The organism is Butyrivibrio sp. AE2005 (genome assembly GCF_000686965.1).
Classification (GTDB): domain Bacteria; phylum Bacillota; class Clostridia; order Lachnospirales; family Lachnospiraceae; genus Butyrivibrio; species Butyrivibrio hungatei_A.
This window is the reverse complement of sequence record NZ_JMMD01000006.1, coordinates 95,073-108,724: the sequence shown is the minus strand read 5'-3', so window position 1 is coordinate 108,724 and position 13,652 is coordinate 95,073. Positions and strand designations below refer to the sequence as shown.

At 40.7% G+C, this 13,652-nt stretch carries 12 protein-coding genes and 1 other annotated feature; of the genes, 8 read left to right on the top strand and 4 right to left on the bottom strand.

The window, feature by feature from the left end; all coding sequences use genetic code 11:
* Positions 1-8 precede the first annotated feature (8 nt).
* Entirely contained in the window at positions 9-1,469 is a 1,461-nt protein-coding gene (locus DL92_RS0107185) for an SH3 domain-containing protein (protein ID WP_026667298.1), read from the top strand.
* Here DL92_RS0107185 and DL92_RS0107180 read toward each other — a convergent pair.
* Positions 1,452-1,904: a hypothetical protein gene (locus DL92_RS0107180; protein WP_026667297.1), complete on the bottom strand. Its 453-nt coding sequence runs from the start codon at positions 1,902-1,904 to the stop codon at positions 1,452-1,454. The genes DL92_RS0107185 and DL92_RS0107180 overlap by 18 nt on opposite strands.
* A 34-nt stretch (positions 1,905-1,938) precedes the next feature.
* On the opposite strand from DL92_RS0107180, the gene murI reads away from it, so the two are divergent.
* From murI to proS, 7 genes are all read left to right on the top strand, one after another.
* Positions 1,939-2,757 (top strand): glutamate racemase, encoded by an 819-nt coding sequence (murI, locus tag DL92_RS0107175; protein WP_026667296.1) that lies wholly within the window; start codon positions 1,939-1,941, stop codon positions 2,755-2,757.
* Positions 2,758-2,888: 131 nt separating this feature from the next.
* Positions 2,889-5,120: an anaerobic ribonucleoside-triphosphate reductase gene (gene nrdD / locus DL92_RS0107170; protein ID WP_026656330.1), complete on the top strand. Its 2,232-nt coding sequence runs from the start codon at positions 2,889-2,891 to the stop codon at positions 5,118-5,120.
* A 91-nt stretch (positions 5,121-5,211) separates the two neighbouring features.
* A complete protein-coding gene (nrdG, locus tag DL92_RS0107165; protein ID WP_026667295.1) occupies positions 5,212-5,760 on the top strand; it encodes an anaerobic ribonucleoside-triphosphate reductase activating protein in 549 nt (182 codons plus the stop codon).
* A gap of 148 nt (positions 5,761-5,908) precedes the next feature.
* Positions 5,909-6,931: a sugar kinase gene (locus tag DL92_RS0107160; protein WP_026656331.1), complete on the top strand. Its 1,023-nt coding sequence runs from the start codon at positions 5,909-5,911 to the stop codon at positions 6,929-6,931.
* Between the two features lie 274 nt (positions 6,932-7,205).
* Positions 7,206-7,505 carry a type II toxin-antitoxin system RelB/DinJ family antitoxin gene (locus DL92_RS0107155; protein ID WP_026656332.1) on the top strand — a complete coding sequence of 100 codons (300 nt, stop codon included), beginning with the start codon at positions 7,206-7,208 and terminating at the stop codon, positions 7,503-7,505.
* Position 7,506: 1 nt separating this feature from the next.
* Positions 7,507-7,923, top strand: coding sequence for a putative toxin-antitoxin system toxin component, PIN family (locus tag DL92_RS0107150; protein ID WP_026656333.1), 417 nt, complete (start codon positions 7,507-7,509; stop codon positions 7,921-7,923).
* 68 nt (positions 7,924-7,991) lie between these two features.
* Positions 7,992-8,201, top strand: a binding site (T-box leader).
* Positions 8,202-8,306: 105 nt separating this feature from the next.
* Positions 8,307-9,740: a proline--tRNA ligase gene (gene proS, locus DL92_RS0107145; RefSeq protein WP_026513399.1), complete on the top strand. Its 1,434-nt coding sequence runs from the start codon at positions 8,307-8,309 to the stop codon at positions 9,738-9,740.
* A gap of 92 nt (positions 9,741-9,832) precedes the next feature.
* Here the strand turns inward: proS and DL92_RS0107140 are convergent, their stop codons facing one another.
* From DL92_RS0107140 to DL92_RS0107130, 3 genes are read right to left on the bottom strand one after another with little or no spacing between them, the layout of a single operon-like run.
* Entirely contained in the window at positions 9,833-12,049 is a 2,217-nt protein-coding gene (locus DL92_RS0107140; RefSeq protein WP_026667294.1) for a type 2 periplasmic-binding domain-containing protein, read from the bottom strand.
* A gap of 49 nt (positions 12,050-12,098) precedes the next feature.
* Entirely contained in the window at positions 12,099-12,773 is a 675-nt protein-coding gene (locus DL92_RS0107135; protein WP_026656336.1) for a hypothetical protein, read from the bottom strand.
* A 25-nt stretch (positions 12,774-12,798) separates the two neighbouring features.
* Complete coding sequence (locus DL92_RS0107130; protein ID WP_026656337.1) at positions 12,799-13,461, bottom strand: hypothetical protein; 663 nt, start codon at positions 13,459-13,461, stop codon at positions 12,799-12,801.
* Between the last annotated feature and the right edge of the window lie 191 nt (positions 13,462-13,652).

The following is a 13,652-nucleotide window of genomic DNA, read 5'->3' as shown; positions in this document are numbered from 1 at the left end:
TTAAGGTTTTGCCAAAGATTACAAACTTTGAAAATTATAGGAAGAGAGATGACTACGATACATACGATCCGGACGAGAGATATTATACGGGCGATATGTATGAAGACATGCAGGATTATGACAAGCATGACTACGATAGCCGTGATCATGATGGTCAGGCTTATGATGACCATGAGTATGATGAACATGACTATGACGGGCATGAGGATGATCAGCAGGATTACGAAGGTCAGAATTACGGACAGAGTAACCATGATGATCAGCGTGATTATGATGACCATAACGATCATGCCAATAATCAGGACAATGTCGGTCAGACTCAGGATATACCACAGGTAAACACCGTATCTGAGAATAATCAGCATGAGGATGCGGGTGATATCGAGATTGCCGATCCCTATAATTTTTTCAATGCGGAAGAGCGCGAGGCATATTTCCGCCAAAGAGAGCAAACTGACGGACAACCTGAAGACCCTGATATGCAAAGAAGAGAGCGCGCAGATAATCGTGATGACAGTCGAATCCCAAGAAGAGACGACGATCGTCCTATGCGCCGAGATGATGGATATCCGCCGAGAAGAGATGATGACCGCGCAATGCGCCGTGATGACGGATACCCGCCGAGAAGAGATGACGAGCGTCCCATGCGTCGTGATGATGGATATCCGCCGAGAAGAGGTGATGATCGCCCCATGCGTCGTGATGATGGATACCCGCCGAGAAGAGATGAGGAACGTTCTATGCGCCGAGATGATGGATACCCGCCAAGAAGAGGTGATGATCGCCCTATGCGTCGTGATGATGGATACCCGCCAAGAAGAGATGATGGCCGTCTAAGATATCGCGATGATGAATATGCACCAAGAAGAGATGACCGTTCGAGACGTCGTGATGACGAATATATGCCGAGAAGAGACGATCGTCCGAGACGCCGTGACGAGAGAGACGATTATCGTGATGATGATCGCTATCGCCGTCGTGGAAGAGATTATTACGAAGATGAATATGATGAAGATTATTATGATGATAACGGAATCGATGAGCAGACAAAGCTCTTGATGGTAAGAATCGCTTCTGTTGTTACCGGAATAATTATTCTCATGTGTCTTGTGTTTATTGTAAAGGCGAAGCTTATTAATAAGGTAGCTTCTCCTGATTCTGAAAAAACAGCTACGGAATCGCAGAAAGATAAAGATGGCGATGACGATAGTGAGGATGATAACGGGGGTGGAAAAGGTGATATTGATATCCCCGAAGGATATACGGAGACAAATGATAAAGTTGTTGTAAATTATGAGTTCCTGAATCTCAGATCTTCGCCAAGCACGAGCAGTGATATCGTTACTAAGGCAAAAGACGGAGATGAACTTAAGAGAATTGCAGTAAGCAATGACGGATCATGGGCACTTATTAATTATAAAGGTAAGGCAGTGTACGCATCTATGGATTATCTAAGCGAGAATCCTTGAGTGAAGCCAAGAGTAGAATTTATCCATTGCTTCCGATAGAGAACTTTCCGAACGTGAAAAAGTATCAGCGTGGGTGAGAATTTCATCGGAAGTGGTATCCTTGGCATAGTCTGCGATTTTTTGGGCAGAACTTGCCTCCAGCAGACGATAATCCATATTTACCAGAAGATTGTTGTGCAGGGCACTGACACAGGTATACAGAGAAGGATATTTTTTCTGTATAAGAGAGAATTCATCAAGTATCTGTTCTCTGCTCTGTAGACAAAAGAGAATATAAACAGACTCAACTACTTCATGAGGTTCAATTTCTTCCTGATAGGAGTTGTCTTCATAGTCATCTCTTGTTGCGTAATATTCGCAAATCTCCTGAACCAAGGCACCGACTTTTGAGTTGTCGTACAATTTCTGAAGTTCGTCAATTTTTTTATCATTCATAATTAAAGTATAGCATATACAGAGGAAATCAAAAATGAAGATCGGTATTTTTGATTCCGGGATAGGTGGGCTTTCTGTGCTTCATGAAGCCTATCATTACCTTCCGGAGCAAAATTACATATTTTACGCTGATACAGAGCATGTACCGTATGGATTAAAAACCCCGGAGCAGATCCTTAGTTATTCGATCGGCATCACGGAGTTTTTGCTTGAAAGGGGAGCGGAAGCGATAGTAGTAGCTTGTAATACCGCAACCAGCGTAGCAATTAAGGAACTTAGGAAAAGATACAGCATTCCTATCTTGGGAATGGAACCGGCTGTAAAGCCCGCTGTTGAGGGAACGGATAAGAAGCGTATTATGGTAATCGCGACCCCCGTGACCATTAGAGAAGATAAGTTAAAAGACCTTCTGCACAGAGTAGATGAACATCACAGAGTAGACCTTCTGCCGATGCCAAGGCTCGTTGAGTTTGCGGAAAGAGCTGAGTTTGATTCGGAAGAGGTCCTTGATTATATAAAGAAACAGTTTGAACCATATAATATGGAAGAATATTGTGCACTTGTACTTGGATGTACGCACTTTAACTACTTTAAACCTGCGTACAGACAGATTTTTGGTGATGAGACCCTTCTTATTGATGGAAATCACGGTACAGTAAAGCATTTAGCTGAGGTTCTCGGAATAGAATTATCTAAGGCACCAGATAATGTAGTTATTTTTGATGATGTACACAAGATGTTGGAACAATCGAAAACAGAATATTTTTATTCCGGAAAACCGATAACGAGTGAGACAGAGCTTGAACATTTGAAAATACTACATAATCGGTTAGAAAATGTAAGAAAAAAATAATAATTCTCCTTCTTGTTTTTTACTAGATAAAGTATTATCATAGTTATGCGACCACAATATATTGTTATTCGATTAGAAAACATCGTGATTGCGAAAACAGTTTTTTTGTAAAATAAAAGAAGGGGGTTCTTATGAAGATCATTAAGAGAAGCGGTAAAGAAGTTGCATTTGATGGCAATAAGATTCTTGCGGCTATTGAGAAGGCAAATAACGAAGTTACCGACGAGAAGAAATTAACCGCAGGCCAGATCAGCGACATCGAAAGAAGCGTGGAGAATCAGTGCGCATCTCTTACTCGTGCAGCAAGCGTTGAGGAAATCCAGGATATGGTTGAGGATGGACTCATGAAATCAGGCAAGTACGAGGTTGCCAGAAAATACATTACATACCGCTATAAACATGCTCTTGTCAGAAAGTCTAACACGACTGATGAGCAGATTATGTCTCTTATTGAGTGCAATAACGAGGAAGTTAAGCAGGAAAACTCCAATAAGAATCCTACAGTAAATAGCGTACAGAGAGATTACATGGCCGGTGAGGTTAGTAAGGACATTACCAGAAGATTTCTTTTGCCCGAAGACGTGGTAAGAGCGCATGAGGCAGGACTTATCCATTTCCATGATTCTGATTATTTCGCACAGCATATGCATAACTGTTGCCTTGTAAATCTGGAGGATATGCTTCAGAACGGAACAGTTATTTCAGAGACAATGATAGAACGTCCCAAGAGCTTCTCTACAGCATGCAACATCGCAACACAGGCGATCGCGCAGATTGCAAGCTCACAGTACGGCGGACAGAGTATCACACTTTCACACCTTGTTCCTTTTGTTGATGTCAGCAGACAGAAATTCCGTAAGGAAGTTGCTCTCGAGTTCGAGACAGCCGGAATGAAGATCAACAAGAAGCAGGTAAATGACATCGCAGAGATGCGTGTAAAAAAAGAAGTAGAGAGAGGATGTCAGGTAATCCAGTATCAGGTCATCACACTTATGACCACAAACGGACAGGCACCTTTCATAACAGTTTATATGTATCTTGATGAAGTTCCCGAAGGACAGACAAGAGAAGACCTTGCCATGGTCATCGAGGAAATGCTCAAGCAGCGTATCACCGGAGTTAAGAACGAAAAGGGACAGCTTATCACACCTGCATTCCCTAAGCTTATCTACGTTCTTGACGAGGACAACATCCATGAGGATTCCAAGTACTGGTATCTCACAGAGCTTGCTGCCAAGTGTACAGCAAAGAGACTCGTTCCCGACTACATCTCAGCTAAGAAGATGAAGGAACTTAAGGGCGGAGACGTTTATCCTTGCATGGGATGCAGAAGTTTCCTTACTCCCGACAACGAGAATGTTCCCGAAGGATTGTGCAACAAGGGCAACAAGGCTCATGCGCAGAACTACAAAGAGGGCGATCACAAATACTACGGAAGATTCAATCAAGGCGTTGTTACAATCAACCTTGTAGACGTAGCATGTACATCAAATAAGGATGAGAAAAAGTTCTGGGAGATAATGGAAGAGAGAACAGAACTCTGTAAGAGAGCACTCATGTGCAGACATGAGAGACTTCTCGGAACACCTTCCGATGTAGCTCCTATTCTTTGGCAGAACGGTGCACTTGCAAGACTTCAGAAGGGTGAGACAATCGATAATCTTCTCTTTGGAAACTATTCGACAATATCACTCGGATATGCAGGTCTTTGCGAATGTACAAGATATATGAAGGGCGTTTCCCATACAGATGCTAAGGGAAAAGACTTCGCATTAAAAGTAATGCAGTTCCTCAACGACAAGTGTGCTAAGTGGAGAGCTGAGACAAATATTTCATTCAGCCTTTACGGAACACCTCTTGAGTCAACAACATATAAATTTGCAAAATGTCTGCAGAAGCGTTTTGGAATTATTCCTGACGTTACAGACAAAAACTACATTACAAACAGCTATCATGTTCATGTTACTGAGCAGATCGATGCATTTACAAAGCTTAAGTTTGAGTCCGAGTTCCAGGCACTTTCGCCCGGCGGAGCAATAAGCTATGTAGAAGTACCTGATATGAATAGCAATATTGAAGCGGTTATTTCAGTAATGAAATATATATATGAAAACATCATGTATGCTGAGCTCAATACCAAATCAGATTTCTGTCAATGCTGCGGTTATGATGGGGAGATCAAGATTGTTACAGATACAGACGGAAAGCTTATTTGGGAGTGCCCTAATTGCGGTAACAGAGACCAGAACAAGATGAATGTAGCAAGACGTACCTGCGGTTATATCGGAACACAGTTCTGGAACCAGGGACGTACACAGGAGATCAAAGAAAGAGTGCTCCATATGGCGACACCTAAGCTTTGATTGGTTACTGATTTAGACCTACTATGTAAAAGCCGGGAGAATTATCCCGGCTTTTATTACAGTCTGGGAGATTTTTTAAGAAAGGCGAGAAATGAATTACGGACAGATATATTACAGTGATGTAGCAAACGGAATAGGATGCAGAACCTCATTTTTTGTGAGTGGATGCACACATCATTGCAAAGGTTGTTTCAATGAAATGACATGGGACTTTAATTACGGACAGAAATATACAAAAGAAGTGGAATATGAGATTGTTGAATCTCTCAAGCCAAGCTATATCGACGGCCTCACAATTCTCGGAGGAGAGCCTATGGAAATAGCCAACCAGAAAGAGATAAGACCGCTCCTTGAGCGGATAAAAAAAGAAGTTCCCAAGGCGACTATCTGGATCTATTCCGGATACACTTTGGAAGAGCTTACAGACACTGAAAACAAGAGATGTCACGGGGATGACACCGATGCCATTCTTTCCATGACAGATATACTCGTTGATGGAGAGTTTGAACTTGATAAAAAAGATCTGATGCTCAGGTTCAGAGGATCGTCCAATCAGAGAGTTATCGATATGAAGGAAACGCTGAAAGCGGGAAAAATAGTGCTTTCCAAGTATAATGACAGAGACTGCTCAAGGATCTAGATGTACAAAAAATCGAAAAAACCAGTGCAACTTTTGCAATGTTCGCCACAATGTAAGCACTTACAATACAAAAATTTTTGATATATTATAATTAACGTGAGCAGTACTTATTGAACGCGAAAGCCGTTACGGCTATGAGGAGGCAGCTATGAGAGACGAGAGATTTGATCTTCTAACTTTTGGAGAGATTATGCTTCGTCTTTCGCCGCCAAATTATGAGCGTATGACACGCGGAGATGTTTTTGACAAAAGAGCCGGCGGCTCTGAACTCAATGTAGCATCAGGCGTAGCGCTTTTGGGACTCCGTACAGGAGTCATTTCAAGACTTCCACAGAACGCACTCGGAACTTTTATTAAGAACCGAATCCGTTTCGAGGGTGTATCGGATGATTATCTTATCTATGATGAGTCACCTGAGGCAAGACTTGGAATATATTACTACGAAAACGGTGCTGCACCACGCAAACCATCCATAGTCTACGACAGAATGAATTCTTCAATAACAAGAATTTCTTTGTCAGAGATTCCTGAGAGTGTGTATACATCTACAAGAATGTTTCATACAAGCGGAATTTCACTTGCACTTAATAAGAACACTTGTGAAGTTGCAACTGAGATGATAAAGAGATTCAAGGAAGGTGGCGCCAAGGTATCATTTGATTGTAACTACCGTGCCAACCTTTGGAGCGAAGAAGACGCCAGAACTGCAATAAAGAAGATCCTCCCTTATGTAAATATTCTTTTTGTGTCGGAGGAAACATCCCGACGCATGATGCAGAAAGATGGCGAGCTCTTCGATATAATGAAGAGCTATACTGAGGAATATCCTGTCGAAGTAGTTTGCACAACTCAACGACAGGTTATAAGCCCCAGAAAGCACAACTTTACGTCTACCATATATGACGCCAAGAACGACCGGTTTTATACCGAGGCGCCATATGCGGATATAGATGTAATAGACAGGATTGGTTCCGGCGATGCTTATGTATCCGGTGTATTATACGGAATGCTTAAGTACGATGATGTTCAGAAGGCGCTTGAATACGGTAATGCAACCTCAAGTGTCAAGAATACTATTCCGGGAGATCTTCCCGCGAGTGATCTGAAAGAGATTGACAGCATCATCAAGAATCACAATGCCGGAGGTCCTACCAGCGAGCTTGATCGCTGAGGACAAATGAATTTGCCGATTTACGTTCGCCATAACGTATTTCCTTTATAAAACCTCTACAAGCAGGAGTAATCTTGCGGAAAAGACCGGACCCACCGGTCTTTTTTTACATTATAAATAAATCTTTTCTATATTATTATACTGTTGAAAAAAAAGTATGAGTGAAGTGCGCGTGTTTGAAAATGTAGTTATTATGATATATAATAATATTATAAAAGCATTGAATATGTATAAATAATGCATGTGATTGTATGCGCTAAAAAGAGGTGTTAGTATGGCGGAACAAGTATTAATTCAGTTCAGAGCAGATAAAGAGTTAAAACAAGAAGTTGCAAGAATTTATGAAGAGTTAGGCCTGGATTTACCTACTGCTTTCAGAATATTTCTAAAAAAAAGTAAGCAGGTAAAAGGACTTCCCTTTGATGTAAGATTACAGGAATCGAAGAGAGAAGATTTTAAAGATGCATTTTATGCACTTCGTAATGAGGCGGAGGATCTTCCTGAAATGTCATTGGAAGAGATTAATTCAGAAATAGCAGAAGCAAGATTGGAACGTAAGAAGGGTCACAAGTAATATGATATATGCAGTAATTGATACAAACGTTTTTATCTCTGCACTTCTGAGTAAAAATGAAGATTCTGCGACAGTTAAGATTTTTAATGCAATCGTCGGTGGAATTATTACACCACTGTATCATAAAGATATTATTGAAGAATATTCTGATGTACTTCACAGAAAAAAGTTTAAGTTCAGTGAAGAAAAAATAATGAATGTTTTAAATATGATTGAAAAATATGGCGTTGAGATATTTCCAAAACCCACAGGTGAAATATTGATTGATATGGATGATTTGATTTTTTATGAAGTTGCGATGGAAACACGAGATGATGATTCATATCTTGTTACAGGAAATCAAAAACATTATCCAATAAAGGATTTTATAGTAACACCTGCAGAAATGATTGAGATAATCAAAAGATACACCATTTAAGAGAAACACTGAGGAATAGGTTGTCCACTTGACAATCTTTCTAAATGTTAATAAAATCAACTTTAAATAATACGACGTTGAAGAGGAATAGTAACTGCGTAAGCGTTTCAGAGAGAGAGCCGTTGGTGTGAGGTTTTTACGTATAAACAGCGAACCTACCTTGGAGTCCTGTATGAAAATACAGCGTTTCCCGCGTTAAGGGTTAAATTGAGTGAGACCACAGCAGAGTATGCTGGGTTTAAATAGGGTGGTACCGCCGAGAATCTTCGGTCCCTGTTAGGGGATTTGAGGGTTCTTTTTTATATCATAGAAAAATCCTTTCTGATAAAAAAGCGTCTCTCAAAGTTCCCGGAAACACTTAATTGCAAAAAAGGAGAAAAGAAATGGCTGACAACAAGAAACTCGTATCAGAGATCACATCTATGGATGAAGATTTCACACAATGGTATACCGATGTGTGTATCAAAGCCGATCTCGTAAGTTATTCCAATATTAAGGGATGTATGGTAATCAAACCTGCGGGATATGCAATCTGGGAGCTCATTCAGAAACACCTTGATGCAAGATTCAAGGCAACAGGAGTACAGAACGCATACCTTCCCATGTTTATCCCTGAGTCACTTCTTCAGAAGGAGAAGGACCACGTAGAAGGCTTCGCACCTGAAGTTGCGTGGGTAACACACGGCGGACTCGAGCCTCTTACAGAGAGATACTGCGTACGTCCTACATCAGAGACACTTTTCTGTGATTATTACAGAGGAGAGATCCACTCATACAAAGACCTCCCCCAGGTGCTCAACCAGTGGTGCAGCGTTGTTCGTTGGGAAAAAGAAACAAGACCTTTCCTTAGAAGCAGGGAATTCCTCTGGCAGGAAGGCCACACAGCACACGCTACATTTGAAGAAGCAGAAGAGCGTACACAGCAGATGCTTAACGTATACGCTGACTTCCTTGAGAATGATATGGCTATCCCTGTAATCAAGGGACAGAAGACAGATAAAGAAAAGTTTGCAGGAGCTGAGGCTACATACACAGTTGAGGCACTTATGCATGACGGAAGAGCTCTTCAGAGCGCAACCAGCCACAACTTTGGTGATGGATTTGCCAAGGCATTCGAAATCCAGTATGCGGGTAAAGACAACAAACTTCACTATGTAAATCAGACTTCATGGGGACTTACAACACGTACTATCGGAGCTATGATCATGGTACACGGCGACAACTCAGGACTCGTTGTTCCTCCTAAGATCGCGCCTATCCAGGTTGTTGTTATACCTATCCAGCAGAAGAAAGAGGGCGTTCTCGATGCAGCTTATGATATCGCAAAGAGCCTTTCAGATTACAGAGTAAAGACAGACGATACAGACAGAACACCCGGATTCAAGTTCGCAGAGCAGGAGATGAGAGGAATTCCTGTACGTGTAGAGATTGGACCTAAGGACCTCGAGGCAGGAAAGTGCGTACTTGTAAGAAGAGATACAAGAGAAAAGATTGAGTGCGCTATCTCTGAAGTATCTGCAAAAGTCGGTGAGCTCCTCGATCAGATCCAGAAAGATATGTTCGCAAGAGCAAAGAAGCACCTTGAAGAGCATACATTTGTTGCTCACAATAAAGAAGAGTTCGCTGAGAACTTCAAGGAGACAAAGGGCTTCGTAAAGGCTATGTGGTGCGGAGACCGCGAGTGCGAAGACAAGATAAAGGAAGAATTCAACGTAACAAGCCGTTGTATGCCTTTCGAGCAGGAGAACATCTCAGATGTTTGCCCTATCTGCGGCAAGCCTGCTAAGAAGATGGTTTACTGGGGAAGAGCATATTGATAAATCCTTTTATCAAGTAAAAAATGATAATAGAGCGGGCGCGAGAAATCTAATAAATTTCTCGCGCCCGTTATTATTAACGCAAAAGCTAATTACTGCTCATTTAAATATGTCTGAATTCGGTTATTGATAACATCCGCAACTTCTTCGGCTGATTTCTGCCCATCGAAGAATGCGGCAGTTTCTTCAGTAACGAAGGAATCAATCTTTGAATCAAGCCTGTGTATTGCCTTGCATGAAAGAATACTGTCGTAGAGCTTTTGAGCTTCATCCGCAGGAAGAGGCTTTAGTTTTACCTCATGACAATTTGTATACACGATAGCGTCTTCTTCTGATGCAGCCGGCTCCGTAGCCTTTTTCATATAAGATTCAAAAAGAGCCTTATCTGAAGGGAAAGTAGAAACGTCATTAATTGCGGGATCAGTACAATAACTTTTTATAAATTCCAGTGCACCCTCGGGGCATTTGGAAGATGCGCTAACACATAACTGGTTGAATGGAGTTATCATTGTTGTAGTTTCACCGCTATTGTTAGGAAAACCAAGAATTGCCACCTTATCCTTTAATTCATTCTGTTCTATGTCTGTAAAAGAGTTAAATCCATATAAATCCTGATCACAGAGTATGCCGTTACTATTGATGGACGGAAGCTCATCAACGACTTCAATCTCTTCATCATCTGATGCAGCGGTTTTTTTCTTGCCGCTGTTTAATTTTTTGGCATATTCAAGAATCTCTATAAATTCAGGGCATTTAAGATTACATTTCTTGTTATTCCAATCGATGAACTTATCACCTGCTGTCTGAATACTTGTATTAATGAACTTATTTCCATCCATTGAATCTTTGAGATTCAAGTCGTCATACTCTTTTAACGAAAGAGATGTCTTACCACCTGCGGCACTTTCCTTCATTAGAAGAGTATTGTATACGAACGAAGGATAAACAGAATACACCTTGTCGCCTGTTTTCATCATCTCATATATATTAGGGAGAATTTCTACATCGCCCAGCGCTCCGCCTTTATCAAAAGCAGATGAAAGATCCATCAGTACGCCTTTATTTGCATAACTGTCAATGTTCGGAGCAAAATAATATGAAAAGCAGAAGATATCGGGAGCTTTTCCTGCGAGAATATCCTGATTAAATGCCTGCAGAATATCATCAAGCTCATCTTCAGGGTAGGAGTCAGAATAATCAATGACTTTTACCTTATATTTATCACTGGATTTGTTGAATACGTTTACTGCCATGGTTACATCAGCTGTGAAGCAGGCGCCACCCAAAGTGAGCATTGTTTTATCCGGTACATCTGCGGGATCAACTTTAGTTAAAGTAGAAAAATGGATATTTGAATTGAAATCAAGTGTTTCAGCAAATAATTCCTTATCATTTATTGCAATCCAGCCTAAAAAGTTCAGTCTGTCTATGCACGAATCATCAAGATCAAGCAGTTTGGTCATTTTATCGGATTCATAGTCGTAGCCGTATATTCCGTTATAATCTTGTGAATAAAGATCATATCCTTCACCGCTTTGATAGGAGTAGTGTCTTTCCGAGCAGGCCTTACTTGTTTTGCCAAAAGATTTATTATCAAGATCAACCTTAGCTAATATGGGGACATCGTCAGAAGTTGCTCCTTCAATAAAGAACTGATCCTTTGAGCCTTTATATAGGAAAAAAGCATCTGAATCAAAGTTTTTCTGAGCATCCTCTAACTTTATTAAAATTGTAGAGTCAGCCTGATCGCTAAATGTTTCGATGCCGCGTGAAGTATTAAGAACAAGTCCGTATTTATCGCTACAGTACATATCATAGATTTCAAAATCAAGTGTTTTACTTAGGACTTCATTTCCGGTATTATCAAACTTCTTAAGACAAGATTCATTCGTATAGTAATAAGTATAGAGATTTCCGTCTTTATCCGAAGTGCAAATGATATCAGAGATCTCTTTTCCATCTAGTGGAAGGTCAAAAGATTGCGCGTCAGAACCATCCTTGTTGACAAAGAGATACTTGAATTTGGCGTCTTTACCCAAAGTAACGGCTCTTACCTTGCCTTCGATGTAGTCAAGATACTCAACATAATCGTCTTTATTGAGGATGCCTTCATAATCGGTCTGCTTAAAAATATAGTCTTTAGGCATAGTCTGAGAGTCACTTAACATAGTAGACACTTCGGGATTTAGCGGATCTGTGATCTTCCTCTCGGTATCTTTCTTGCCACAGCCTGTTACTGCGGTGGCAAGAAGGGTAAAAGAGAGAATGGAGCATATAGTTTTATTTAGTGGAGGTATTTTTTTAATCATGTTGTGGTTCTCCAAATTTGCGAAGCTTGAAGAGTTAGTTCAAAAAGTGTTACTTTCTGGAATTTAAAAAATCTGAGTTAAGGTAATCAACATTGGTTATTTTTCCATCTTTTATCATAAAGGCGATGGTGAGTTTATCAAATTCATAGTTATATGTATTTGATTTGAGGGATTTGCGGGTAGGTTCACCATAGGCTGAAGTGAGATCTTCTACTGTACTTCCGATACCTATTCCTTTAGCTGTTTTTGCGTCAGGACCAATAAGTCCAATATGACCGACAGTTTCGGTTCCGTTACTAATAAATGTTTCCATTAGAAAGTTGGAATCGTTTGCATCTGAATCATATAAGTATAAATGTGAGCCATCCGCTTCTTCTATAGGGCTGCTAGGACAAGGAGTTCCTACGGTGTTTATCTTATCAAGAGTGGTTTGGAGATCATCAAGAATAGAAAGTGTTTCATTCTTATATGTAAATGAATCATCAGTTGAAGCAGTAGCAGTGTCTGCTGATTCAGAAGAATCTACAGAAGCACTGTCTGAGCTTGCATCAGCATTTGCTTCGTTGTTGGTATCGCCGGATGTATTTGATTCTGAATCTGTATTAACTTCTGCAACAGAAGCAGCATCTGAAGATGAAGTATCTGTAGAAGCTGCGCCACATCCCATAAGAGCGAGCATCATTGTAGCCGCGAGTAAAATTGCTGTTGTTGTCTTTTTCTTCATATCGTTATCCTCATTATTATCCTATTCATTTTGCCAAATTTTCTGAACCAATCAGTGTCACTTTGTCATTTTCTACTTTGAAGTACATTGAGTAGTTATCGAATTCATAGGAATACCAGCCGAGTTCATCAGGCTTTTGTTCTCCGTATGCTGCGATAAGCTCGTCTTTGGTGCTTCCGGGATGTATGCCTTTAGATGTCTTTGAGTTTGGGTCATTACTGGATACCTGCATAATAGCTTCTTTACCATTGTCATCAAAAGACGTGAAATGGAGACCCCATTCGTCGTTCTCTTTATTGATCATATCAAAAGCATATAGGCAATTTCTGGTTTCCATTTCGATAGGATATCCGGAAGCGGGTTCAGCAACAGATCCTGCCTTATCAAGTGAAGCCTGGAGGTCGTCAAGTGCTGAGAATTTCTCTCCTTTATATTCAATTGCAGATTCAGCTATAGCAGCGGAATCTGCAGGAGCTGCCGATTCTGTTGAGGTTTCTGTGTCTGCTTCTATGTCAGTATCATCCTTTTCTTCTTTATCAGTATCTGCCGAGTCACTGTCTGCTTTTTCGTTTATTTCTGCTACAGGAGCGTTAGCGTCAGAGGATGATTCTGAAGCAGCGCCGCATCCCATAAGTGCGAGCATCATTGTAGTTGCTAATAAAATTGCTGTCGTTGTTTTCTTTTTCATAGGTCTCTCCTTTTTATTAGTGCAATGACAATGTCAAAATGCCATCTGTGTTAATTGAATTAATACACTTATAACATGGGGGGGTAAATGTTGTCAACCGTAGGAGCAAATTAATCTTCTTTTAGACAAAAAACATCAAGAATATAGAAAAGACGGGACTTCATGAGGAAGGCCCGTCTTAGAGGAAGGCT

Bases quoted from the DNA above. Each gene is read 5' to 3' on its own strand.
- DL92_RS0107130 (WP_026656337.1), bottom strand. From the start codon at position 13,461: ATGAAAAAGAAAACAACGACAGCAATTTTATTAGCAACTACAATGATG.
- DL92_RS0107135 (WP_026656336.1), bottom strand. From the start codon at position 12,773: ATGAAGAAAAAGACAACAACAGCAATTTTACTCGCGGCTACAATGATG.
- DL92_RS0107180 (WP_026667297.1), bottom strand. From the start codon at position 1,904: ATGAATGATAAAAAAATTGACGAACTTCAGAAATTGTACGACAACTCA.
- nrdD (WP_026656330.1), top strand. From the start codon at position 2,889: ATGAAGATCATTAAGAGAAGCGGTAAAGAAGTTGCATTTGATGGCAAT.
- DL92_RS0107150 (WP_026656333.1), top strand. From the start codon at position 7,507: ATGATATATGCAGTAATTGATACAAACGTTTTTATCTCTGCACTTCTG.
- murI (WP_026667296.1), top strand. From the start codon at position 1,939: ATGAAGATCGGTATTTTTGATTCCGGGATAGGTGGGCTTTCTGTGCTT.
- proS (WP_026513399.1), top strand. From the start codon at position 8,307: ATGGCTGACAACAAGAAACTCGTATCAGAGATCACATCTATGGATGAA.
- DL92_RS0107160 (WP_026656331.1), top strand. From the start codon at position 5,909: ATGAGAGACGAGAGATTTGATCTTCTAACTTTTGGAGAGATTATGCTT.
- nrdG (WP_026667295.1), top strand. From the start codon at position 5,212: ATGAATTACGGACAGATATATTACAGTGATGTAGCAAACGGAATAGGA.
- DL92_RS0107140 (WP_026667294.1), bottom strand. From the start codon at position 12,049: ATGATTAAAAAAATACCTCCACTAAATAAAACTATATGCTCCATTCTC.
- DL92_RS0107155 (WP_026656332.1), top strand. From the start codon at position 7,206: ATGGCGGAACAAGTATTAATTCAGTTCAGAGCAGATAAAGAGTTAAAA.